Source organism: Alterinioella sp. B-7, assembly GCF_056857775.1.
This window is the reverse complement of sequence record NZ_JBSXNT010000039.1, coordinates 101,338-125,304: the sequence shown is the minus strand read 5'-3', so window position 1 is coordinate 125,304 and position 23,967 is coordinate 101,338. Positions and strand designations below refer to the sequence as shown.

Below are 23,967 nucleotides of genomic sequence, written 5' to 3'. Positions count from 1 at the left end.
CCTACCGCGTGCAGGTTGCCAGTTGCAGCCGGTAGGTCTCGGCCCGATCCTCGACACGGTCTGCAACGCGCAGAAGCCACGGCTTGGCGTTATAGCTGCCGCGCCGGAACCCGGCATGCCCTTCATGATAGGCCAGGTACTGGTTCCGCGCGTCGGTCAGCGGGACGCCGTTCCGCTCTACCGTGAGGTTCATGTACCAGCCGATGAAATCGCTGGCGTCGCGAATATTGGTGCGCCGGGCGCGGCGGTTGCCGGTGTCTTCGCGGTATTCGTCCCAGGTGCCATCCAGCGCCTGGGAATAGCCGAGCGCCGAGCTGAGCCGTCCCATCGGGATCACCCCGATGGCATAGCGGTGCGGCGGACGGGCGTCGCTGGCAAAGCGGCTCTCTTGTTGCATTGTCGCCATCTGTACGTGGACCGGCACGTCCCATCGCCGTTCCGTGCGCTGCATGGCGCGGTACAGATCGGGGCGTTCGCGGATCAACGCACAGGCGTTGTCCTGGTTGATGGGGGCGGGGGGCGTGCTACCGCCGCAGGCCGAAAGGCCCAGCGCAAGCACGAGGAATATCGCGCGATTCATGGATGTGGTTGCCTGCTCAAGGTTTTTTATTTGGGGCAGGTTAGCCGATTTTTCCGCGCGAGGGAACGGGTCAGGGGGCCGCAAGCGGCAAAACCGGCCTCAACCTGATCACAATCTGTTTCCCATCAAATTATTGCACATACATGGACAATCCGCCCCGGTAGGGGTTAGGACGAGGATCGGAAGGATGAAGGGCCGATGCTGAAGACACGCGCGAAATTCACGCTTGGCCAGGTCGTCAAGCACCGTAAACACCCGTTCCGCGGGGTTATTTTCGATATCGACCCGGAATTTGCCAATTCCGAGGAATGGTATGACGCGATTCCCGAAGGCTCCCGGCCCTCCAAGGCGCAACCCTTCTACCACCTCCTGGCCGAGAACGATCAGAGCTACTATGTGGCCTATGTGTCCGAGCAGAACCTTGAGCTTGACCAGACCGGGGAACCTGTCGATCACCCCGAACTGGCCGAACTGTTCGGCGATTTCGAGAACGGGCGCTATCCGTTGGAGTTTCGGCTGAATTAGGGCGTTTCAGTTCAAACCTGAAACGATCTAATAGCCGAGCGCGCAGCCGTCCTTGCGCGGATCGGACGCCCCCATCAACACACCCGTTTTTGCGTCGATCCTGATCGCCTGCGCGCCGCCGATGGCTGTGGGGGGCGTGACCGGCTTATGGCCCAGATCGGCGAGGGCCTGCACGACCTCGGGCTCGTAGCCACGCTCGATCCGCAGGTCGCCCGCCTCCCAGAAACAGCGCGGGCCGTCGATGGCGGCCTGCGGCTCCATCCCGAAATCGACCATGTTCGAGATGAAGCGCACATGGCCCGTCGATTGATATTGCCCGCCCATCACGCCGAAGGGCATTTCCGATCCATCCGCCTCGCGCAGGAAGGCCGGGATGATCGTGTGCATCGGGCGCTTGCGCGGCCCGGCCTCGTTCGGGTGATCTTTCTCCAGCGAGAAGCCGGTGCCGCGGTTCTGCATCAAGATGCCGAACTGATCGGTGGCCAGGCCCGAGCCGAAGGAGTTGAAGATCGAATAGATCAGAGACACGGCCATCCGGTCGCGATCGACCACGGTGAGATAGACGGTGTCCCTGTGCACCCCTTCCGAGGTGATATGCGGGTTCGCGATCACCTGTTGCGGGTCGATCAGCGCGGCCAATCCCCGCGCCGTCGCCGGGTCCAGCAGATGCGCAAGCCGCGTGACGTGGTCGAAATCGGCGACAAAGCGGTTGCGCGCGTCATAGGCCAGCTTGGTCGCCTCGACCTCGATATGCGCGCGCTCCGCGCCGAAAGGCTCCATCCCCGCAATGTCGAAATGGCTGAGGATATTCGCAATCAGGATCGCCGTCGCGCCTTGCCCGTTGGGGGGCAATTCGGTCAGCTCGACAGCCTTGTAGGTTCCGCTGATCGGCGTGACGTAATCGCAGGCGGTCGCGGCCAGATCGTCCAGCGTATGCGTGCCGCCAAGCGCGGTCATCGAGGCGACGATATCCTCGGCCACCTCGCCCTCGTAGAACCCGGCGCGGCCCTCCCGTGCGATGCGCCGCAGGACATCGGCTTGCGCGGGGGCGCGGAACGCCTGGCCCATCTTTAGCGCGGCACCGTTATTCAGGTAGAAGTCGCGCGCGCGCCCGTGCAGCAGCGCCGGACCCGATTGCCAGTCCGAGGCCACGCGCGGGGCGACCGGCACACCGGCCTCGGCATAATGGATCGCGGGGGCCAGCACCTCGGCCATTTCCATCCGGCCCATGTCGCCATGCAACCGGCAGAACGCATCGACCGCGCCGGGAATGGTGACGGCGGCGGGGTCGTGGACGGGCATCTTGCTGTGCCCTGCGTCGCGCAGCGCGTCGGCGGACAAGCCGCGAGGGGCCCGGCCCGAGCCGTTCAGCCCGATCAGATCATCGGCGCCCGACCGTTTCACCAGGGCAAAACAATCGCCGCCGATCCCGGTCATGTGAGGCTCGCAGATCCCAAGCAGAACGGCCGCCCCGATGGCCGCGTCGATGGCATTTCCACCGCCCTCAAGCAGGGATATTGCGACCTTGGCGGCAAGGGGGTGGGACGTTGCGCAAACCCCGTTCTCGGCATAGACGGCCGACCGCCCGCTGGTATGAAAATCCCGCATCATCCTGTTCCTGTCACATCGCGTTTCGCGGCAGGTTAGGGAATTTGTCGGCAGGGGCAAGGGAGGGGGCGGTCCTCGGCACCGCGCCACTGGGTGGGGGCTTGCAGACACGGTGCCGAGGGAAGCTTTTGCAGCTACAGGGGCGATGGATAGGCCCGCTTCCCGGCGATTGTTTGAACTGAATGGGGCGAAAATGCGGTTCCCGCCATCCGTTGAGAAACGGACAGGGATGGTGTTGACGATTGTTCAGGAATCGAGATCAATCCGGAATCGCACATGGTTCTCTTCCGCGACACGGCGATAGCTCAAACCTTGCGTCAGGTCGTGGATCAGGCCCCATCCGAACCCCCCTTCGGGCAGATCGTCCATGCGCATCGCATCCAGATCGTAGCGCCTGGGACAGGGCAGTTTGCCCCCCGGCATCGCCCGGCCCTTGTCGCGCAAATGGCACCAGATGGCGCGCCCATGCACCGACGCCTCCAACGTCATGTCGCCGCTATCGGCCCCTGCATAGGCATGCTCGACGATATTGTTCATGATCTCGGCCAGGACCAGTTCCAGCCGGATCAAGGCGTCCTCCGGCAGGCCGAGCCGGATCAGGTTGCCGCGCAGGCCCGTCAGGGCGCGGCTGACCTCCGCCGACGTAGCGCCGATGATGGCGCTTTGCGACCAGCCCAGGATCGGCGGCGGCAGATCGCCCTGCGTCACAGGCTCAGGCGTCATGCAGCGGGGGCCACACCATGTGCGGTGAGGGCGTCGGCCACTGTGTCGTGAATCGGAAAGACCGTGTTCATCCGGGTCAGCTGCATGACCTTTTCCACCGCGGGCGACAACGCGGCCAGTTCCAGCGCCCGGTCCGGGCCAAGCAGCTTGCGCGCGGCGACGACTGCGCCCAACCCGCTGCTGTCCAGGAAGGTCACCCGCCCCAGATCCAGCACCACCGGCCCGGCCACATCCGCGGTAATGTCGCGGAAGCGGTCCTTGAACTGGATGGCGATGGCGGCGTCGATCCGGTCATTGCCGACACGCAGGACCGAGACCGCCCCTTGCGGTTGTAAACTCATCTCCAACGTCACTCTCCTTTCATCTCTTGCGGAAAACCCTAGACGCCAATCCTTTCCAAACGGTATCGAGTGGGCAGACCGAAAACGGAGGGTTTTATGGAAAACGTGGTGATCTGCGGCGCGGCCCGCACGCCGATGGGCGGCTTTCAGGGCTGTTTTTCCGATCAGACCGCCGCCGATCTGGGCGGTGTGGCGATTTCCGCCGCCCTGAAACAGGTGGGTGCCGATGCGGCACAGGTGAACGAGCTTCTGATGGGATGCGTATTGCCGGCGGGTCAGGGCCAGGCCCCGGCGCGGCAGGCGGGGTTCAAGGCCGGTCTTGGCCAGGAGGTGCCCGCCACGACGCTGAACAAGATGTGCGGCTCCGGCATGAAGGCGGCGATGATCGCCTATGACCAGCTGGCGCTCGGCGGGTCCGACATGATCGTCGCGGGCGGTATGGAGAGCATGACGAACGCCCCCTACCTGATGCCGCAAATGCGTGGCGGCGCGCGGATCGGACATGGCCAGGTCATCGACCACATGTTCCTCGACGGGCTCGAGGACGCCTATGACAAAGGCCGCCTGATGGGCAGTTTCGCCGAGGATTGCGCCGAGAAATTCCAGCTCAGCCGCGCGGCGCAGGACGACTACGCGCTGGCCTCGCTGGACCGGGCGCAAACCGCGCAGAAAAGCGGCGCCTTCGCCGATGAAATCGCCGCCGTGACCCTGACCATCCGCAAGGGCGAGGCGGTCGTCGGCGAGGATGAACAACCCGGCAAGGCACGGCCCGAGAAAATCCCACACCTCAAGCCCGCCTTCCGCAAGGATGGCACGGTGACGGCGGCCAATTCTTCCTCGATCTCGGACGGGGCGGCGGCGCTTCTCATGGCGCGCGAGGATGCGGCGACGGCACAGGGCCTGCCGATCCGCGCCCGCATCCTGGGCCATGCCAGCCACGGACAGGAGCCCGGCTGGTTCACCACCGCGCCGGTGCCCGCCGCCGAGAAATTGCTGAAACGGCTCGGCTGGCGTGTCGAGGATGTCGACCTTTGGGAGGTTAACGAGGCCTTCGCGGTCGTGCCGATGGCGTTCATGCAGCATCTTGGAATCGCCCACGACAGGGTCAACGTCAATGGCGGCGCTTGCGCCCTGGGTCACCCGATCGGGGCCTCCGGCGCACGGATCATGGTCACGCTCCTCAACGCGCTCGAAAAACGCGACCTCAAACGCGGTATCGCGGCGATCTGCATCGGGGGGGGCGAAGGCACGGCCATTGCGATCGAACGGGTCTGACCTCCATCATCTTGGCAGAAATACTTCAGGGGGGTGCGGGGGGACAGGGTCCCCCCGCGGATCGGATTGCGCAGCAATTCGACAACATCTCAACCAGGCGACTACCCACATGACCATTCACTACCCCACCCTCGCGCGCTGCATCGCCAGCCTTACCGAAGGCGAGACCGATGAGGTCGCCCTCATGGCCACGCTGGCCTGCGAGATCCACCATGCCGACGACCGCTTCGACTGGACCGGGTTCTACCGCGTCACCGGGCCCGGGATGCTCAAGATCGGCCCCTATCAGGGGGGGCATGGCTGCCTCAGCATCCCGTTTTCTCGCGGCGTCTGTGGTGCTGCGGCGCGGACGGGGCAGGTGCAATTGATCCCGGATGTCGATGCCTTCCCCGGCCACATCGCCTGCGCCTCCTCGACCCGGTCGGAACTGGTCTTGCCGGTCTGGAATAGGGCGGGTGAGGTGATCGCGGTACTGGATATCGACAGCGATCAACCGGACGCCTTTCGCCAGGAGGATGCCGATCAGCTTGCGGTCATTCTGCACCGGGCCTTTGCCTCGTCTTGACCCGACGCCCGCCATTGTCCGTCGGCTTGGCTTGGCGGGCAATGGCCCAACCTGCGCAAAATGCCCGAAAGAAGCATAAGACAAGGCAGCGTCTTTCGATGCAAACCAAACGCAAAGTGCTCTAAAAGGGCAGAACGTCGACCGGGGACAGACCAGAAAGGAGCAGACCAGATGGCCGGAAGTCAGGATTTCACCGCCGATCCGCGCAACGACAAGGTGGAGCTCTACCTCAAAGGCGACTTCGTGCCGCGCGACAAGGCGATGGTCTCGGTCTTCGACGCGGGCTGGATCCTGGGCGATGGTATCTGGGAGGGCCTGCGCAACCATGGCGGGCGCCTGGCCTTCATGGAGCGGCACCTCGACCGGCTTTTCATGGGGGCCACCGCCATCGACCTCGACATCGGCATGACCCGCGACGAGGTGCGCAAGGCGCTTGAGGATACGCTGGAGCATAACGGCATGACCGGCGAGGATGGCGTGCATGTCCGGCTGATGATCACCCGCGGCCTCAAGAAGACGCCGAACCAGGACCCGCGCCACACCATCGGCGGCCCGACCGTGGTGATCGTGCCGGAATACAAGCCCGCCAGCCCCGAGATCCTCAAGACCGGCCTGACCCTCTTCACCTCGGCCATCCGCTGCTGCCGCGCGGACATGTTCGACATGCGGCTGAACACGCATTCGCGGCTGAACCTGATCATGGCGCTGACTCAGGCGATCAAGGCGGGGGCGGATGAGGCGCTGATGCTGGACGATCGCGGCTTTGTCGCCAGTTGCAACGCGACCAATTTCTTCATCGTGCGCCACGGCAAGGTGATGACCTCGACCGGGGCCAGCTGTTTCAACGGCATCACGCGCGCCAACATGATCGAGCTCTGCGATCAGCTTGGCATTCCGTGCGAGGAGCGCGACTTCTCGCTCGCCCAGGTCTATGACGCGGATGAGGTCTTCGTCACCGGATCGTTCGGCGGGCTGACCCCGGTGGCGATTGTCGACGGGCGCAAGATCCGGCAGATCATGGGGCCGGTTTCGACCCGGTTGCGCGAAGCCTACATTGACTATGCGAAAACGGCGGAGTGAGGCGCGAAGCGCCTGAAATCCGCCTCAGGTCGACATCTCGTAGCTGCCGGCCTGCACGTCGGATCTTTCGCTCATGATCGCGTTCACGACCGTTTCGAATTGCGCCGAGGAGTTGCGATAGGCCCGAATCGCGTCGGCGGCCTGTGACGATGTCCAGAACCGGCGATCCGACAGGGATGCCACCTCAAGTGTCGCGCCATGGGTCGCCATCGAATTCCAGCGCGGCGTCTGCAGGATCGAGGCGATCTCGCCGATCACATTCTGCGTGGACCAGAACCGGCGCCCCTGAACCAGGCTGATGAAACGGCCCTCGCCGAGATAGGAGAACGAGAAGTCATAATTTCCCAGGGATTTCGAGATCACCTGTGCCGCATCGCCCAGAACATCCCGCATCTCGCGTGATGTCAGCGTGTCGGCCAGCGGGCCGAAGCCCGGAATGCTGAAGCCCAGGACATGCAGGATGTAGTATCCGGCCCGGTTGCGCAGCATGTGATTCTCGATGATGTGCGAATCGGTCAGCCCCCGCACGTTCTCCAGCGCCGTTATCGGAGCGGCATCTTCGGCCTGGATCTCTTCCAGATTCATGACGCTCAGCTCGCTCGCGATCGGTCGTTTCTTTGACTTCAGGCTGTCGTTGAGCAACTGCGCCGTGCGAATGCGCGCACCCAGTTCCAGCCCGTCCAGCGGCTTGTTCAGGAAATCTGTGGCGCCTGCGTCGAAGCATTTCTGCACCATGGATTTCTGGTGCAGGGCCGTGACCATGATGATCGGCGTGGTGCGGTATGCCTTCATATCGCGCAGCCTGCGGCACAGATCGACACCGTCGATATCGGGCATCTGCACGTCCAGAAGGAAACAGTCGATCTTGCCTTCCGCGTGATAGGCTTCGGTCAGGGCGTCGGGGGCAGAGCCGACACAGGTGACATCGTCATAGCCAGCTTCGCCCAGGACCGCCTCCAGCAGGTCAAGGAAGTGCTGATCGTCATCGACTGCAAGAATCCTCATGGCTCACTCCTCGTTCAGTATTCATTCGCGGTCCGCCTGCCGGAGAGTCGCACAAACTGCGGCCTTGTCTCGTCGTGGATCGCCCATTTTGCTGGAGTTGAGCTTGCTGCCGGTTTCGAACTTTTTCGGGCTGAGAATGCGTTAACTTCTGGATAAGAATACGTTGAAAATGAGAAGCATTTCTCCGAAAGACCCAAATGGTTAACAAAAGGTTAACAAATCCCGATCCCGACGCTGTTCCATTCACGCGTCATCCCGTTCCGGTATTTCAGCATCTTCGCGCATCCTTCTGTTTCTAAATGATTTTGCTGTTGGACCTCCATCATGAGCCATGTTGACGTAACCGCTATTCCGCCTGCAATTGGATTGAGCGACCAGCGGCCAATTGTCCCAATTCCGCGTTCTTGGGGACAAAAGCCGCGCTGTTGGGGAATTCGACAAAGTTTCGCCATTTTCCCATTGTTAGTTGACGTTACAGAAACACTCGCTGACAGGCATGACGGAAGAACGGCTATGGAAAATCAACGGGATATGCGAATCCTCTCGGTCGATGACGAGGCCATCTTTCATGATATCCTCGATACCATCTTTACCGTGCAGGGGTACCGGCGCAATCTGCGGGCCCGGTCCGGCGCCGAGGCGCTGACGCTTCTGCGTGACCCCGACCGGCAATTCGATTGCATCTTGCTGGATATCCAGATGCCCGGCATGGACGGGATCGAGCTGTGCGGCCATATCCGCGCCATGCCGAAATACGCGACGACTCCGATCCTGATGCTGACTTCGATGTCCGAACAGGGCTATATCGACCAGGCCTTCGCGGCGGGCGCGTCGGATTACCTGACCAAGCCGATCAACGAGGTGGAACTGAATGCGCGTCTGCGGGCCGCGTTCCACTCGATCAACGAGAGCCAGCGCATCGAGGCGCTGACCTGGCAGGTCGAGACGACCTCGGTCGACAAGGTCGGGATGCGTTTCGCCGACCCGATCAATCTGCCCGAGGTCAAGGACATGATGGCCTATCTGGCAATGCAGAATTTCCTGCTGACGCTTGGCAACCTGCGCGCGCATTCCTGGTCTGCCATCGGGTTCCAGATCGTCGGCGGGGCGCAATTCTTTGCCGCGACGCAGCCGCGCGATTTCCTGGAGATGCTGCAGGATGTGGCGATCTCGATCCGCGATGGCCTCAAGACCCACAGCTACCGGCTGGCCTATGCCGGCAACGGCGAGTTTGTCGCCTTGATCGACAAATCGACACCGGTGGACCCCGATGAGTTGCAGGATCGCCTGGTGGACCTGCTGGAACCGTTCGAGGAATTTCACCTGGCCGCGTCAGGGCAGACGGTTCAGATCTGCGTCGGCGAGCCGTGCAGCAACTCCCTGCTGACCCTCGCGGCCGCCACTGCGCCGCTGGACCGTGCCCTGCAATCGGTGCGCCAGAAGGCGGCGCTTGCCGGGTCGGCCCCGATAGCGGCGACCGGATAGGATGGAGGCGCGACGCGCGATGACAGGACAATCCGACACCATGTCCAAGGCCCTGCAGGCGGTGCGCGACCGGTTCCTGTTCGATCTGGATCAGCGGATCTGCGAATTCGAGGATCTCAAGGCGCAGATCCTGGCAGGGTCGGACCCTGCTACGGCGATTCGCGCAGCCGCGATGTCGGCGCACAAGATCAGGGGCGTCGCGGCCACGCTTGGGCTGTCGCAGCTTGGCGATCTTGCCGGCGCGGTCGAGGATCAGTTTACCACCGCCACAGGCACGGTCGCGGAATTCTGGCAACAGGCCGGGCCGACCTATGAACGTTTCCTGGATGAGATGGAGCGGGTCCAACCGGATTATTCCACGTTCTGAGAAGGCGCGGAGACCGACACAGGTGACATGAACAATCGGGGGCGGGGCAGTCCAATGTTCTTACAGAAGAAAATAGGAAAAATGATCCGGGCCTGCGGCTCCGAGGTCGGGCAGTATGTCCTGGTGGCGGCGCTGATCGGCGGCGTGGCAACCATCGCGTCCTTGGTGCTGCTTCAAAGCGATCTGCGAAACGGCCTGGCCGAGCAGCGCCTTGATGCGGTGGAGCAGGCCGAGGCGATCTCGACCCATGTCGAGGCCACGCTGGAGGCCTACGGCGTGCTGGTGGAAAGTTTCGCGACCATCATCGCCAACGATCCCGACCTGACGCAGGAGGATTTCTCGGAGATCGCCGAGACTATCGGCGGCGGCTATCCCGAGATCATCAACATCGCGGCAGCGCCGGAGCTGGTCGTGCAATACGTGCATCCGCTTGAACCCAACCGCGACGTCATCGGCCTGGACTATCTGAACAATGTCGTGACCTGGGCCGCGATTCACCGTGCCGTCCAGCAACGCGTGCCCATGTATGAAGGCCCCAGTTCCCTGATCCAGGGCGGTGACGGTATCATCGTGCGCGCGCCCGTCTTCGTCGATCTTGCGGCAACGGGCAGCACCCGGCTCTGGGGTGTCGTCGGCATCGTGGCGGAACTGGAGGCCTTTCTTGCCGCCAGCGGACTTACGGACGCCGCGGATGCCTGGCAACTGGCGATCCGGCGGGTTGTGTCCTCGGACGATCTGGGCGAGGTGTTCCAAGGCGATCCGCAGATGTTCCGGAACGGTGCGATCATCACCCCCATCAGTCAGAACGGGATGGAATGGGAACTGGCCCTGGCCCCGGTCAACGGCTGGATGACCACCGCGTCGAACAAGACGCTGATCGTGACGCTGGTGATGTCGCTGACGGCCTTCCTCCTGGCGCTTGCGATGCTGTTCATCCGCATGTTCTTTGACCGCGAGAGGGCGCGCACGCAACTTCTGGTCGCCATAGAATCGATCGACGACGCCTTCATTCTCTATGATGAAGAGGGTAATCTGGTCCTGTCGAACGCTCGCCACGGGAACATGTACACAGACTGCAAGTGTGACGATTCCGAACACGACCACCCGGCCTATGGCGAGTTCGAGCACAAGCTGCCCTGCGGCACCTGGCTCAAGATCTCGCGGCAGCCCACGCCCGAGGGCGGCACCGTCGAGTTGAGCACCGACATCACCGAGCTGAAGACCGCGCAACTGGCCGCTGAAATGGCCAACGAGGCCAAGACCGACTTCCTGCATGTCGTCAGTCACGAGCTCAGGACGCCGCTGACGATCATCCTGGGATACCTGTCCTTCCTGGCCGCGCCCGACAAGATCCCGGCCAATGTCGCCCTCCGCAAGGACCTGATCGAGCGACGGGGCGGTTCCGACGCCGCCGTCGACATGATCGACCGCAGCCTTGCCAACATCGCGCAGATCGCGTCCCGGGCCGAGGCGTCGGGCCAGCACCTGCTGAGCCTGATCAACCAGATCCTGGACCTGTCCAAGATCGAAAGCGGCAAGGTCACGCTGGAACGCAAGGATATCGCGGTTGCCGAGATCCTGCATGAAATCGACGAACAGTTCACCGGACTTGCGGCCAGGAAGGGTCTGGCGCTGGAGGTGGCGGATAGCGACCTGACGGTTCATGCCGACCCGCTCAGGCTGCGCCAGATGCTGATCAATCTTGTCGGCAACGCGGTCAAGTTCACCAAGGACGGGTCGATCCGGGCCTGGGCCGATGTCGAAGGCGGCAATATCTGGTTCCACGTCAAGGATACCGGGGCCGGCATCGCCGCCGCGCACAAGGATATCATTTTCAACCGGTTCGAACAGCTCGACACCTCATCGACCCGGTCCGAGGGTGGCGTCGGCCTTGGCCTGGCGATCTGCAAGCAGTTGGTCGACCTGCATGGCGGCGCGATCGAGGTCGAGAGCGAGCTTGGCACTGGGACCCATTTCAAATTCTCGATCCCGCTGCGCCAGGAATTGAAGTCGGCCGCCTGACCCAGACTCGCGCAGCCTGGTCTGGGATGAAAAGCCTTAGAAAGTCCTTAATCAAGGCGAATTGAGATCGGATTTCTGGATCAACATTCATCGTAGATGGGGATCATTGGATCCATCCACGTGACGGGTAGAAGAGATGAAATTCAGTAAAGTCAATATGATCGGTGCGAGTGCCCTTTTCCTCAACTCCACTTTCCCGACCTCGGCGGGTGCCGAGGAGGCGGGGCCGGATGTTCTGGTCAATATGTCGGCGCTGGCACCCAGCCTCTGGCTGGCCGTGCCGGCGTTCGGCCTGTGCATGTTCGGCAGTTGGGCCACCGCGCGCCGCCTCCAGAACCGCAAATACCGCCAATCGACCAGGTTGCTGCAAAGGCGGTTCGACAAGGAAATCCGCCTGCTCGATTCCGCGATCGACCAGCATTCCATCGTCAGCATCGCGGATCGGGATGGAAATTTCATAAAGGTCAACAAGAACTTCGAGGATGCGTTCGGCTATTCCAACGACGATCTGGCGGGGCAGAGCATCTCGGTTCTCTACGATATGGCCGAGGATGGCACCGACATGGCGGATGTCACCGGCAATGCCGATCCCCAATGCAGCTTCTCCGAGGTTCATCACGCCGTCAGCAGCGGCAAGGTCTGGTCCGGCGAACAGACCCTGCGCCGCGCCAACGGAGAGCTGATCTATGTGATGAGCACCGTCCTGCCGCATTTCGACGATGACGGGAACCATGTCCAGACCGTCAGCCTGCGTTCCGACATCACGCAGAAACGGACCAGCGAAATTCAGCGCCAGCTGACCCGGATGCTGGATGAACTTCAGGACGAGGTGTTCCTCTACGAGGTCGACACGCTGAATATCTCCTACCTGAACAAGAGCGCCCTGGCCCGCTGTGACTGGACCGTCGAGGACGTTGTCGGCAAGACCATCGCCGACACGTCGAGGGGCTTCTCCATTCCCGCTTTCCGCCAGCATGTCGCCCCCCTGATGGATGGCAGCCGCGATGTCGTGTCGATCGAAACCCGACACGAGAAAGGCCCGGTCGAGGTCAAGACGCGCATCTTCACCGATCCGAGCGGCAAGAAGGTATTCCTGTCGGTGCTGCGCGACACGTCCGAACGCAAGGAATTGCAGGTCGTGAAGATGGATACGATGGCGCGTGTCAGCCATGAACTGCGCACGCCGCTGACCTCGATCAAGGGGGCGCTGCGGCTGATCCAATCCGGTGTCGCCGGCAAACTGACGCCCGAGCTTCAGGGCATGATCGACATCGCGGCGCGCAACAGCGACCGGTTGCTTCTGATGGTCGATGACATTCTCATTCTTGAAAAGATGAACGCCAACAAGGCGAAATTCGAGATGCAGAAAACCAATCTCAAGGCCTTCCTCCAGGATGCCGTGTCGATCAACCAGGGTTTCGGCGACGAGCTTGGGGTGCGCTTCGTCATGGACGACGTGCCCGGGCAGCCGATAATCTCGGGCAATAGCGACCGCCTGATGCAGGTGATGACAAATCTCATGTCCAACGCCGCGAAATATTCCCCCAAAGGGGCCGACGTGCGTGTCGGGATCGAGGACAAGGACGACAATTGGCGCGTCTATGTCACCGATTTCGGTCCCGGTGTTCCCGAAAGCGCGCGGGCGACGATCTTCGACAGTTTCACCCAGTTCGCAGCCGCCGATGGCACCACGCGCTCGGGCACCGGGCTGGGACTTCAGATCTGCCGCAAGATCGTGGATCTGCATGACGGTCGGATCTCCTTCCGCAGCGAGCCCGGCAAGCAGACGACATTCTATTTCGACCTGCCCAAACTGAGCACACCACCGGATCTGGTCGTGGTCAGCACCGCCAATCAAGCACGTTCGGCGCAAACCGGACGATCAACCGAAAAATCCGACCTGGTTCGGAAGGCTTAAGGGGAAGACATTATTATGGCCTTGAAAAAGATACTCCACGTCGATGACGATCAGGACATCCGGACAATCACCCAGATGTCGCTGGAAATGGTGGGCGGGTTCGAGTTGCAGCAATGCGCATCCGGCAAGGAGGCGCTGATCGTGGCGCCGCAGTTCCAGCCCGATCTGCTGTTGCTCGACGTGATGATGCCGGAAATGAGCGGCGAGGAGCTTTGGCACAAGCTGATGGAAATGCCCGAGTTCGCCGCCACGCCCGCCATCTTCATGACCGCCAAGGTCGAAAAGAGCTTTCTGACCCATCTGCTGGTCGACGGCGCCCTGGCGATTGTCGAAAAGCCCTTCGATCCGATGGAGTTGAGCCAGCAGATCACCGAGGCCTGGACGGCCCATCGCAACGCGGCCTAGCCGCGTCCACCCCCTTGGGCCGTGCCGTCACGGCACTTGACGGTCTCGCCCCCCGATCACCATGCAAGGCGCCCCGAGATTGGTAGATTTCAGCTATCATAACATCGCACCCAGATTGGGATCGGTCTTTGCGCCGGTCGGTCGGGATGTGCGACCGAATGGCCACCTGCCGACGCCGGTGAATCCGCGCCTGGAAAAGCGGCTGAAGGACTTTGCCCATGGCGGTTTGTGCCTGCTGTGGAAACGGCAGAGCATGTATGTCTTCGTGTCGCTGCTGGCGGCGATCTATGTCAGCCCCGCCCTGGCCCTGGTCAGCCTTCTGGTCTGCCAAACCGCGGAGGTGTTCGATTTCTTCGTCTCCCGCGCTGTCGTGAACTGGAGGAACGGAACGCAACAGGAGGCGCTGCGCTTTCGGCACCTGCTGTTGCTGGCCTCGACCCTCAATGCCTCTGCCGTGTCGGCCTTCGCCATCGGTTTCGCGCTGCTGGAAGGGCCGGTGCCGCACCAGATGCCGCTCTTCATCCTGTTTGCCTCGGGGCTGTTCGCCGCCGTCAACAATCACCAGGTGCCGCGTATCCTGCTGGCGCGGCTGATCGTCTATGGCGCGGGGTTCCTGTTCATCCCGATCTTCGACCTGTGGCTGGTCCGCCCGCCGCTGACCTCGCCGCTCTGGCTGCAATTCGCCACCGCGATCTTCGTGCTCTATTTCGTCGTCGAATGCGCGCAGATCTTCCTGCGCCTCTACCGCGAGAACCTGGATCAACTCGACACCCTTCGTCAGGAACGCGACCGGGCGCAGGCCGCCTATGACGTGAAATCCAAGTTCGTCTCGACCGTCAGCCATGAGCTTCGGACGCCGCTGACCTCGATCAGTGGCTCGCTTGAGTTGCTCGGAAACGGCGTCTTCAAGACGCAGCCGGACAAGGCCGAGCAGATGCTGGACATCGCGCGCCGCAATTGCCGCCGTCTGGGGGCGCTGATCAACGATCTGCTGGACCTGCAAAAGCTGGAATCAGACAAGGCCGATTTCCGGTTCGCGCGCACCGACATGAACGAGGTCGCGGAACAGGCCGTGCAGGCGATCGAATCGCTGGCCCTGAAAAAGGACATCACGATCACCTGTGATCTGAGCCGGACCGCCCTCTTCGCCGAGGTGGATGAGGCCCGGATGGGTCAGGTGCTGACGAACCTGCTGTCCAACGCGCTGAAGTTCTCGCACTCGCCATCCGAGATCATCGTCACCTCCGCGGTGGTCGACGAATTCGTCTGCATATCGGTTCAGGATCACGGCGTTGGGATACCGGACGGCTCGGAGGAGATCGTGTTCGGCCGCTTCACCCAGGTCGATAGCGGCGATGGCCGCAGCCAGGAGGGGACCGGTTTGGGCCTGAGCATCGCCAAGACCATCGTTGAACAGCATGGCGGGTTCATCAGCTACAAGAGCACGCCGGGCGCAGGCACGACATTCACCATGGGCGTCCCGCTTGCGGATAGCTGACCGCCCGCGCTTCCTTTTGCGTGCGGCCTCTGCCACAATTTTCCAATGACCGCCCGTTCCCTTCCCCGCCGCATGGCGGCCCGCTTTGTCGGCCACGCCCTGGCGCTGACCGCGCGGTTCATCACCGCCGTGCGCGCGGATTGGCGCGGGATCGAGCCGGTGGCCAAGCAGCGCGTCTATTTCGCCAACCATGTCAGCAATGCCGACATGCCGATGATCTGGACCGTCCTTCCAGTCCACATGCGCCGCCGGACCCGGCCCGTTGCGGCGGCGGATTATTGGCTCAAGAATAAGGTTCGCGCCTTCATCGGGCCCGAGGTCTTCAACTGCGTCCTGATCGACCGCCGCCCCGAGGCGCGCATCGAAGACCCGATGGAGAAGATATTGCAGGCGCTCGACGACGGCTCCTCGCTGATCATCTTCCCCGAGGGCAACCGCAACATGACCGATGATCCCCTGCTGCCGTTCCGCGCCGGGCTGTACAACATGGGGGTCGCGCGACCGCATGTCGATCTGGTGCCGACCTGGGTCGCCAACCTGAACGAGATCATGCCCAAGGGCGAGGTCATCCCCCTGCCGCTGATCTGCACCGTCACCTTCGGCGACCCGATCCATGTCGCGGAGGGCGAGGACAAGGACGCCTTCCTGAAACGCGCGGCGGAGGCGCTGGTGGCCCTGGCCCCGCAAGAGCCGGGCGGGGCCGCGTGATGGATCGCACGACGCTGGATATCCTGCTGCTCAGCTTCGGGGTCTTCGTCCTGCTCATCGCGCTGACCATGTTGGGCGAGGGGCTGCGCGCACGGGTGCCGCAGGGTCGCACCAACCCGGTGGTCGAGGCCTTCATGATGCGCGTCAACAGCTGGTGGGCGCTGGTCATCACGCTGGCCCTGGCGGTGCTGATCGGGCGCGTCGGGGTGATCTTGCTGTTTGCTTTCGCCAGCTTCGCCGCCCTGCGCGAGTTCCTGACATATGCCCGCAAGGCGCGGGCCGATCACCTGTCTCTGGCGCTGGCCTGTTTCGTGATCCTGCCGCTGCAATACCTGTTCGTGGCGCTCGACTGGACCGGCCTTCTGACCGTGTTCATCCCGGTCTATGCCTTCCTGCTCCTGCCCATCGTCAGCGCGCTGCGCGGCGATGCCAGCGATTTCCTGGGCCGCGTGGCGCAGACGCAATGGGGGCTGATGATCTGCATCTACTGCCTCAGCCTTGTGCCCGCGCTGCTGACCTTCGACATGCCGGACGGATCTGACCGGTCGATCCTGCTGATCGTGTTCTTCATCATGGTGGTGCAGTTCGGCGACCTGTTCGAATATTACGCAGGCCGCCAGTTCGGCCGCCGCCGCATCGCGCCGGACCTGTCGCCGAAAACCATCGAGGGCGTGATCGCGGGCGTGCTGGCCGCAGCCGTGATCGGCGGCTTCCTGGGATGGATCACCCCCTTCGGCATGATGGGGGCGGCGGCGATGGCGGCGCTGGCCTCGTTCACCGGGCTTCTTGGCAGCCTCGTCTTCGCCGCGATCAAGCGCGACCGGGGCGTCAAGGACTGGTCGCACCTCATCCCCGGCCATGGCGGGTTTCTCGACCAGCTCGACAGCGTCATCTTCGCGGCGCCCGTATTTTACCACGTCACGCTCTTTGTCTGGGGATAGGGTTGAAGCCGAGGCCGCTCTCATGCTTGATGGGTGTCAGCCACAAAACGGGAATCTACAAAAATGAAAGCTTCTGGTTATGCCCTGGCCGCGCTGCTGCCGTTGATCGCTGCCTGCGCGACCCTGCCAAGCGATGAGACCGAGGGGACCGACCCCGGCATCGTCACCGAAGTGCCGGAGGAGGTCCGCGCCCTTGCCGCCCCGAACCAGAGCCTCGCGGTCGTGCGGATCATGCCCGAAGACGGCTGCTACTGGTATCAGCATAGCGGCCCGGTGGAGAATACGTTCCTGCCGCTGCGCACGCGCGAGAACCGGATGATCTGCACCCGTCCCAACGATCCCGTGCTGGCCGCGACAGGGGGCTGAGGCCGTCTGCCGACGCCCTGTCCACGTCCAAGACCCTATGTTCGCGGCAGCGGCACCACTGTTGTGTTTGCCGCATCCGGGGCCAGTTCCTCGAAGTCGAAATTGTCCAGCCGTTCGGCGCGTTTGCCCGCCCGCGCGCTGGCGGTCAGAATGCCGTCCACGTCGTCACCTGCCTGCCGCAGATGCGTTTCCAGCTTGCCCGCGCGTTCGCCGATGATCTCCACGTCGCGGTGGAGCTGCTTCAGCGCCTTGCGGATCTCACCGGCCTGTTCGCGCATCCGCGCATCCTTCAATACCGCGCGCATCGTGTTCAGCGTCGCCATGCAGGTGGTCGGCGAGACGATCCAGACGCGGGCGTCGAACCCTGCGCGTACAACCTCGGGCAGGCGGGCGTGCAACTCGGCATAGACTGCCTCTGAGGGCAGGAACATCACCGCGCCATCGGCGGTTTCGCCTTCGATGATGTAGCGTTCCGAGATCGCCTTGATATGCACCCGCACGGCGGTGCCAAGATCGCGCAGGGCGCGCTTCACCGCCTCGGCCCCCTCGGCCTCGGTCAGGGTCTCATAGGCCTCCAGCGGGAACTTGGCGTCGATCACCAGCGGCCCCGGCGGGTTCGGCAGGTGAATGAGGCAATCGGCGCGTTTACCGTTCGAAAGTGTGGTCTGGAAACTGTAGGCGTCCGATGGCAGGGCCTTGGAGACGATATCGTTGAGCTGAATCTCTCCGAACATACCCCGGCGTTGCTTGTTCGACAGGATGTCCTGCAATCCCAGAACATCACCAGACAGCTTCTCGATATTGGCCTGCGCCTTGTCGATCTGTTCCAGCTTCTGTTGCAATTCGCCTAAGGAACGCGCGGTGCGGGTCGAGGTGCCGTGCAGCGTGTCGCCCATGCTTTTCTGGACTTCCTCCAGCCGCCGCTCCATCGCCTCCATCATCTGGGACTGGCTGCGCGCCTGCAATTCCGAGACATGAGTGAGCCCACCGGCCAACCGCTCCTGCCCGTTTGACAGTGCCTGCACGGTACCGCCGAGCGCGCCCATCTGATGCGCCAGGGGCTCCACCGCCCGCGCGGCACGGGTCGCGGCGGCCCCGGACCGCAGGACGAGCCAGAAGAGCAGGAGGAGCGCGATGAGGGCGCCCGCGACAACCCATGTGACGGGGTCGGAGGTGTCGATCTGATAGCCGCCGATCTGGATCATGTGCGCCCAAAAAGCCTCTCGATATCGGCCAGCCTCAGCTCCACATAGGTGGGCCGGCCGTGGTTGCATTGGCCCGAATGCGGCGTGGCTTCCATCTCGCGCAGGAGGGCGTTCATCTCCTCGGCGCGCATCTGGCGGCCCGAGCGGATCGAGCCGTGGCAGGCGACCCGGCTCAGGATCGCCTCGATCCGGGCCTGGAGCGTCCCGCTTTCGCCGATATCATCCAACTCATCCAAAATATCGCGCAGCATCGCCTCGGCGTTGACGGGGCCGAGGATCGCGGGCGTGGCGCGCACGGCGATGGCACCGGGGCCGAAGGGCTCGATACTGAGGCCAAGGCGGCCCAGTTCAGTGGCCAGTTCCACGAGGCGCTGGCCGTCCTCCTCGCTGACCGGGACGATCTCGGGGATCAGCAGGGCCTGGGATGTGACGCCGGTTTCGGCCATCTGGCGCTTCAGCTTCTCATAGACCAGCCGTTCATGCGCGGCGTGCTGGTCGACGATGACCATTCCGGTCTCGGTCTGCGCGATGATGTAGTTCTCATGCAGCTGCGCGCGGGCGGCGCCAAGCGGGCGGGTCGTTTCCTCGGTCGCATCCGCGACCTCCTCGACACGGGCCGAGGCGGGGGCGAAATCGGCTGGGGCCTCGTCCAGACCGGGGGCCTGCCAGCGGGCGGCATTGCCAAGGCTGCCCTGCGACGGGCGGTCCATCTGGTAGACGCGCGCGGGTCCGGGCTCATGGCGGCGGAACGCGCCGAGCGTGGCATCCGCGACGGTCGAGGAGGAGCGGTGCCCGGCCTCGGCCAGCGCATGGCGCAGCGCCGAGACGATCAGCCCGCGCGCGATCCCTGGCTCGCGGAACCGGACCTCGGCCTTGGCGGGATGCACGTTGACGTCCACCCGTTCCGGCGGGCAGTCGATGAAGAGGGCGACGGCGGGGTGCCGGTCACGGCTGAGGAAATCCGAATAGGCCCCGCGCAGCGCGCCGATCAGCAGCTTGTCACGCACCGGGCGGCCATTGACGAAGAGGAACTGCGCAATGGCAGAGCCGCGCGAATAGGTCGGCAGGGCGGCGTAACCGATGAGGCGCATCCCCTCGCGTTCGGCGTCGATGGGCAGGGCGTTGTCGATGAACTCCCGCCCCATGACCCGGCCAAGCCGCGCGCCAAGCGCATCGAAGAGGTCGCCGGTCTCGGCATCGGTGCGAAAGAGGATGCGTTCATGCCCCTCGGAGATGTCGCGCAGGGTGAAGCCCACGGCAGGCTCGGCCATGGCGAGGCGCTTGATCACATCGGTGATCGCCTGCAACTCGGCCCGGTCCGAACGCAGGAACTTGAGCCTTGCGGGCGTGGCGAAGAAGAGGTCGCGCAGCTCCACCACCGTGCCGGAGTTGAGCGCGGCGGGGCGCAGCACGGATTGCCGCCCGCCGGAGATCGCGATGGTATGCGCCCCGGTCCCCGCGGCGCGGCTGGTGATGACGAGGCGGCCGACGGCGCCGAGGGAGGGGAGGGCTTCGCCTCGGAAGCCGAAGGACTGGATGTTGAGCAGGTCTTTGCCGTCGATCTTGGAGGTCGCGTGGCGGGCAAGCGCGAGGGGCAGAGCGTCGGGGCCCATGCCGCAGCCGTCATCCGTCACCCGGATCAAGGCCTTGCCACCATTGGATATTTCCACGGTGATGCGGGTCGCGCCGGCGTCTATGGAATTCTCTACCAGTTCCTTGACGGCGGAGGCCGGACGCTCCACGACCTCGCCCGCCGCGATGCGGTTGATCGCGGCGTCGTCCAATTGGCGGATTACGGGCTGATCGCCGCCTATCTTGGGGTGAGGAATGGCCATGCCACAAGGGATAGCATGGGGCAGAACGATTCGGAAACATCAGATGGGGCAAACCGGCCCCGGATCGCGGCTGTGCACCCCCTGTACACCCCCCGATGCACCCCCCGTGCAGACGCGGCGGCGGAAACGGGGCGGTCGATGCGCGCAGGTCGGCGGGTGAGGCAGGCGCCTTCGAAGGCGCTTGCGAGGCATTTCGAAATGCCTCGGCACCCTTGCCGGGGCCTGCGTCCTGATCTTTGGTGGCTATTCCACCCCCTCCAGCCCCTGCGGCTGGCCCACCACCACGACATGCAGCGCGTCGGGGTCCATCAGGCGGGCGGCCATGGCGCGGACATCGTCGAGGGTGACGGCATTGACGCGGTCGTTGCGGGTGTTGATGTAGTCGATGGGCATGTCATCGGCCTGCATGCCCGCAAGGATGCTGGCGATGTTGGAATTGCCGTCGAAGCGCAGCGGGTATGAGCCGGTCATGTAAAGCTGCGCGGCCTCAAGCTCCTCTTCCGTGACGCCGTTTTCCGCCACCTCGGCCCATTCCGCGCGCAGCACGTCGATGGCCTCGGCCACCAACTCGTTCGAGGAGGAAAACTGCCCCATCATCAGGGGGCCGTGATCGAAAAGGACGAGGAAGGTGCTGATGCCATAGGTGAGGCCGCGATCCACCCGGACCTCCTGCATCAGGCGCGAGCGGAAGTTGCCGCCGCCCATGATCTGGTTGAGCACGAAGGCCGGGAAAAACTCCGGGTCGTCGAAGGCAATGCCGCGATGGCCAAAGAGCGCGGTGGATTGCGGTGTCGGGTAGTCGATGACGGTGATGCCGCCCTCCAACTCGTAGGGCGCGTCTTCGGGCATGGGCGCGCCGGTCTCGGGCAGGTCGCCAAGCAACTCGTCGAGCAGCAGGCCAAGCTCCTCGGGCGAGATGTCGCCCGCGGCACCGACATACATCCGGTCGCGGGCGAAGACGGCGCGATGCGCGTCGATCATGTCCTGACGGGTCAGCGCGGTGACGCTCTCAGACGTGCCCTCCTGCGGGCTGCCATAGGGGTGATCGCCGAAGGCCTGCGCGTAGAACTCGGTGCCCGCGATCTCGCTGGGGTCGTTGGCGTTGCGGTCGATGATGGCCAGCACCTGGCCGCGCACGCGGTCGAGGTCGTCCTGCTCGAAACTGGGTTCCTGGAGGGCGAGGCGCAGAAGCTCGGCGGCCTCGTCGCGGTTCTGGGTCAGCATCTGGGCGGTGATCGAGACGGAATCGACGCTTGCGTCAAACCCGAACCGCGCCGCGAGGGTTTCGACGCGGGTGGCAAATTCACGCGAATCGAGGTCGCCCGCGCCTTCCTCGAGCAGACCGGTCATCAGGTAGGTCGCGCCGCGCTTTCCGGGCGCGTCCAGCGAGGTGCCCCCCTGGAACCGGATATCCAGCGCCACGAAGGGGATGGTGTCGTCCTGCACGAGCCAGGCGGTGATGCCGCCGGGCGAGGTGACTTGCCTGATATCGACCTGCGCCTGGGCGGGGGCGGCGAGGAGAACCAGGAAGGTGAGAAATGCGCGGATCATCATGGGGGCGTGTCCTTACTGGTCTTCTGGGGCGGTCAGATAGCCGGTGACGGGATGGGTCTCCTCGAAGATGAGGCGGGCGGCGTCCATCACCTCGTCTTCCGTGATCGAGGCGATGATGTCGGGCCAGGCCTGCACATCGGCCACGGTGAGGCCCGAGGTCAGCGCGGCCCCGTAGCTGCGCGCCAACTGCCCGACATCGTCCTGCATGAAGATCTGGTCGGCGGCCCATTGGAACTTGATGCGCTCGAACTGTTCGGGGTCGATGCCCTCTTCCAGGAACTGCGCGATGACGCGGTCCATGTCGGCCTCGGCCTCCTCCAGTGTCACGCCGGGCACGGGGACGTTGAAGATCGAGAACACGGTGTCATCCAGGTTGGTGCCGCCATAGGAGGCGGAGGTGTAGAGCGCGCGTTCCTCCTCGACCTGGAGGATGCGCGGCATCAGCGAGGTCTGGCCGGAGCCGCCGAGGATGTTGGACAGCAGGGTGAGCGCCGCCGCCATGCGCTGATCGCCGGGGTCGCGTTCGGGGGCGAGGTAGCTGCGGATGACGTAGGGATCGGACACGCGCGGGTCTTCGTAATAGACGCGGCGGTCGGCGATGATGGGCGGGTCCATGGGCCGTTCGCGGGCTTCGATGCCCGAGGGTTCCAGCGGGCCGTAATATTGCTCGGCCAGGGCGCGGACCTCATCCGGGGTGACGTCGCCCGCGACGATGAGGATCGCGTTATCGGGCGCGTAATGGTCCTGGTAGAACTCGAAGACATCCTCACGGCCAAGGGTCTCGACCTCATGGCGCCAGCCGATGATCGGGATGCGGTAGGGATGGGCCAGGTAGAGCGACGCGCGCATCTGTTCGGTGAAGAGCGCGCCCGCGCTGCTGTCGGTGCGCTGGGCGCGTTCTTCCAGGATCACGCTGCGCTCGGTCTCGATATCCTCATCCGTGAGCAGGAGGTTCCGCATCCGGTCGGCCTCCATCTGCATCATCAGCCCGAGCCGGTCGGCGGCGATGCGTTGGATATAGCCGGTGTAATCCCACGAGGTGAAGGCGTTGTCCGAGCCGCCATTGGCCTCGACCGTGCGCGAGAACTCGCCGTTTTCCAGCGTCTCGGTGGCCTTGAACATCAAGTGTTCGAGGAAATGCGCGATGCCGGAACTGCCGATGGGTTCATCCGCCGCGCCGGCACGATACCACAGCATGTGGACGACGACGGGGGTGCGGTGATCCTCGATCACGACCACCTGCAGGCCGTTTTCCAGGGTGAACTCGGTGACCTCGGCGGCCCGGGCGGGTCCGGTCAGGGCCATCGCGGCCAGTCCGGCGGCCAGCGCAAATCGCAGCATTCTCAACCTCTCAGATAGGATTGTCGCCCTTAGACATACGGGGTTTCGGTCCCGCATCAAGCGCACTGACGTCGATGTGAAGCTCAGTTGACGTTGCCGATGGATTGCGGCGGGGCGGCCGGCGTGCGGATCCCGGCGGCGCGCATCCTCTCAAGCTCGCGGTAGCGGTCCAGCGCCATCTGGCGATATGCGCGGTGATAGACATTGACGTTGAAGATGCGTTCCAGCAGGCGGCCATCGTTCTGGCGGCGGAACTCCAGGTCTTCGCGGGCCAGTGCGTCGCGGATGCCCGCCGCGACGCCGAAGCGGGTGGCGTGGGTCATCAGGCTGTTGCTGCCAGCCGCGGCGCGGTTCACGTCGCCGCCAAGGGCGGCCGCGACATCGGCCTCGGGGTCGGGATCGACGCGGTTCTGGCCGCCGAGCGTGGGGGCGGGCAGGGCGTTGAGGTCGGCGGGCATTTCCAGGGGACGGGTCGGCAGCACGCCGAACTCATCCGGGCCCTCGCCGGTGGCGCGCAGGTTCAGCAGGGTGGGATCCCCCTGTTCGCAGGCCGCCAGTGCCAAAAGCACCAGACCTATTCCCAAGCTCTTGCGAAACCTGCTCATTCAGCCACTCCTTTG

General features: G+C 63.8%; 23 protein-coding genes. 13 read left to right on the top strand and 10 right to left on the bottom strand.

The features are described 5' to 3' along the window. Nucleotide 1 precedes the first annotated feature (1 nt). Entirely contained in the window at nucleotides 2-580 is a 579-nt protein-coding gene (locus AC13C7_RS15540; RefSeq protein WP_172320450.1) for a transglycosylase SLT domain-containing protein, read from the bottom strand. A 198-nt stretch (nucleotides 581-778) separates the two neighbouring features. Here AC13C7_RS15540 and hspQ point away from each other — a divergent pair, with 198 nt between their 5' ends. Further along, nucleotides 779-1,105, top strand: a complete 327-nt coding sequence (gene hspQ / locus AC13C7_RS15535) for a heat shock protein HspQ (RefSeq protein ID WP_172320451.1) — start codon at nucleotides 779-781, stop codon at nucleotides 1,103-1,105. Nucleotides 1,106-1,132: 27 nt separating this feature from the next. On the opposite strand, the gene AC13C7_RS15530 is transcribed toward hspQ, so the two are convergent. The 3 genes from AC13C7_RS15530 to AC13C7_RS15520 form a co-directional block, all read right to left on the bottom strand. Next, entirely contained in the window at nucleotides 1,133-2,713 is a 1,581-nt protein-coding gene (locus AC13C7_RS15530; protein WP_482868029.1) for a gamma-glutamyltransferase family protein, read from the bottom strand. A 246-nt stretch (nucleotides 2,714-2,959) separates the two neighbouring features. Further along, on the bottom strand, nucleotides 2,960-3,436 hold the full coding sequence (locus AC13C7_RS15525; protein WP_482868028.1) for an ATP-binding protein: 477 nt from the start codon (nucleotides 3,434-3,436) through the stop codon (nucleotides 2,960-2,962). Beyond that, nucleotides 3,433-3,777 (bottom strand): STAS domain-containing protein, encoded by a 345-nt coding sequence (locus AC13C7_RS15520; RefSeq protein ID WP_407925862.1) that lies wholly within the window; start codon nucleotides 3,775-3,777, stop codon nucleotides 3,433-3,435. Before AC13C7_RS15520 ends, AC13C7_RS15525 begins: the two co-directional genes overlap by 4 nt. A 96-nt stretch (nucleotides 3,778-3,873) precedes the next feature. Between AC13C7_RS15520 and AC13C7_RS15515 the strand changes: the two genes are divergently transcribed. From AC13C7_RS15515 to AC13C7_RS15505, 3 genes are all read left to right on the top strand, one after another. Further along, on the top strand, nucleotides 3,874-5,052 hold the full coding sequence (locus tag AC13C7_RS15515; protein WP_482868027.1) for a thiolase family protein: 1,179 nt from the start codon (nucleotides 3,874-3,876) through the stop codon (nucleotides 5,050-5,052). 109 nt (nucleotides 5,053-5,161) lie between these two features. Beyond that, nucleotides 5,162-5,617 (top strand): GAF domain-containing protein, encoded by a 456-nt coding sequence (locus AC13C7_RS15510; protein ID WP_482868026.1) that lies wholly within the window; start codon nucleotides 5,162-5,164, stop codon nucleotides 5,615-5,617. Between the two features lie 171 nt (nucleotides 5,618-5,788). Then, complete coding sequence (locus AC13C7_RS15505; protein WP_482868025.1) at nucleotides 5,789-6,697, top strand: aminotransferase class IV; 909 nt, start codon at nucleotides 5,789-5,791, stop codon at nucleotides 6,695-6,697. A gap of 24 nt (nucleotides 6,698-6,721) precedes the next feature. On the opposite strand, the gene AC13C7_RS15500 is transcribed toward AC13C7_RS15505, so the two are convergent. Then, complete coding sequence (locus tag AC13C7_RS15500; protein WP_482868024.1) at nucleotides 6,722-7,702, bottom strand: response regulator; 981 nt, start codon at nucleotides 7,700-7,702, stop codon at nucleotides 6,722-6,724. Nucleotides 7,703-8,233: 531 nt separating this feature from the next. Here AC13C7_RS15500 and AC13C7_RS15495 point away from each other — a divergent pair. From AC13C7_RS15495 to AC13C7_RS15455, 9 genes are all read left to right on the top strand, one after another. Beyond that, nucleotides 8,234-9,187, top strand: coding sequence for a response regulator (locus tag AC13C7_RS15495; RefSeq protein ID WP_482868023.1), 954 nt, complete (start codon nucleotides 8,234-8,236; stop codon nucleotides 9,185-9,187). 19 nt (nucleotides 9,188-9,206) lie between these two features. Next, the gene (locus AC13C7_RS15490; protein WP_482868022.1) at nucleotides 9,207-9,554 is read left to right on the top strand and encodes an Hpt domain-containing protein; all 348 of its coding nucleotides are present in this window, start codon (nucleotides 9,207-9,209) and stop codon (nucleotides 9,552-9,554) included. 81 nt (nucleotides 9,555-9,635) lie between these two features. Then, nucleotides 9,636-11,576: a sensor histidine kinase gene (locus tag AC13C7_RS15485; RefSeq protein ID WP_482868021.1), complete on the top strand. Its 1,941-nt coding sequence runs from the start codon at nucleotides 9,636-9,638 to the stop codon at nucleotides 11,574-11,576. Nucleotides 11,577-11,712: 136 nt separating this feature from the next. Continuing rightward, on the top strand, nucleotides 11,713-13,494 hold the full coding sequence (locus AC13C7_RS15480) for an ATP-binding protein (protein ID WP_482868020.1): 1,782 nt from the start codon (nucleotides 11,713-11,715) through the stop codon (nucleotides 13,492-13,494). 15 nt (nucleotides 13,495-13,509) lie between these two features. Beyond that, nucleotides 13,510-13,899 carry a response regulator gene (locus AC13C7_RS15475; RefSeq protein ID WP_172320463.1) on the top strand — a complete coding sequence of 130 codons (390 nt, stop codon included), beginning with the start codon at nucleotides 13,510-13,512 and terminating at the stop codon, nucleotides 13,897-13,899. 79 nt (nucleotides 13,900-13,978) lie between these two features. Next, nucleotides 13,979-15,397 carry a sensor histidine kinase gene (locus tag AC13C7_RS15470; RefSeq protein ID WP_482868019.1) on the top strand — a complete coding sequence of 473 codons (1,419 nt, stop codon included), beginning with the start codon at nucleotides 13,979-13,981 and terminating at the stop codon, nucleotides 15,395-15,397. A gap of 45 nt (nucleotides 15,398-15,442) precedes the next feature. Next, nucleotides 15,443-16,105, top strand: coding sequence for a lysophospholipid acyltransferase family protein (locus AC13C7_RS15465; protein ID WP_482868018.1), 663 nt, complete (start codon nucleotides 15,443-15,445; stop codon nucleotides 16,103-16,105). Further along, nucleotides 16,105-17,046: a phosphatidate cytidylyltransferase gene (locus AC13C7_RS15460; protein WP_482868017.1), complete on the top strand. Its 942-nt coding sequence runs from the start codon at nucleotides 16,105-16,107 to the stop codon at nucleotides 17,044-17,046. Before AC13C7_RS15465 ends, AC13C7_RS15460 begins: the two co-directional genes overlap by 1 nt. Before the next feature lie 63 nt (nucleotides 17,047-17,109). After that, nucleotides 17,110-17,412, top strand: coding sequence for a hypothetical protein (locus tag AC13C7_RS15455; RefSeq protein ID WP_172320467.1), 303 nt, complete (start codon nucleotides 17,110-17,112; stop codon nucleotides 17,410-17,412). Between the two features lie 35 nt (nucleotides 17,413-17,447). On the opposite strand, the gene AC13C7_RS15450 is transcribed toward AC13C7_RS15455, so the two are convergent. The 5 genes from AC13C7_RS15450 to AC13C7_RS15430 form a co-directional block, all read right to left on the bottom strand. Beyond that, nucleotides 17,448-18,617: a DNA recombination protein RmuC gene (locus AC13C7_RS15450; protein ID WP_482868016.1), complete on the bottom strand. Its 1,170-nt coding sequence runs from the start codon at nucleotides 18,615-18,617 to the stop codon at nucleotides 17,448-17,450. Further along, nucleotides 18,614-20,452, bottom strand: a complete 1,839-nt coding sequence (gene mutL / locus AC13C7_RS15445; RefSeq protein WP_482868015.1) for a DNA mismatch repair endonuclease MutL — start codon at nucleotides 20,450-20,452, stop codon at nucleotides 18,614-18,616. The genes AC13C7_RS15450 and mutL overlap by 4 nt, the downstream gene beginning before the upstream one ends. Nucleotides 20,453-20,695: 243 nt before the next feature. Continuing rightward, nucleotides 20,696-22,006 carry a M16 family metallopeptidase gene (locus AC13C7_RS15440; protein WP_482868014.1) on the bottom strand — a complete coding sequence of 437 codons (1,311 nt, stop codon included), beginning with the start codon at nucleotides 22,004-22,006 and terminating at the stop codon, nucleotides 20,696-20,698. A 12-nt stretch (nucleotides 22,007-22,018) separates the two neighbouring features. Further along, nucleotides 22,019-23,347 carry a M16 family metallopeptidase gene (locus AC13C7_RS15435; protein ID WP_482868013.1) on the bottom strand — a complete coding sequence of 443 codons (1,329 nt, stop codon included), beginning with the start codon at nucleotides 23,345-23,347 and terminating at the stop codon, nucleotides 22,019-22,021. Between the two features lie 83 nt (nucleotides 23,348-23,430). Beyond that, nucleotides 23,431-23,952, bottom strand: coding sequence for a DUF3035 domain-containing protein (locus tag AC13C7_RS15430; protein WP_172320473.1), 522 nt, complete (start codon nucleotides 23,950-23,952; stop codon nucleotides 23,431-23,433). Nucleotides 23,953-23,967: the final 15 nt, after the last annotated feature.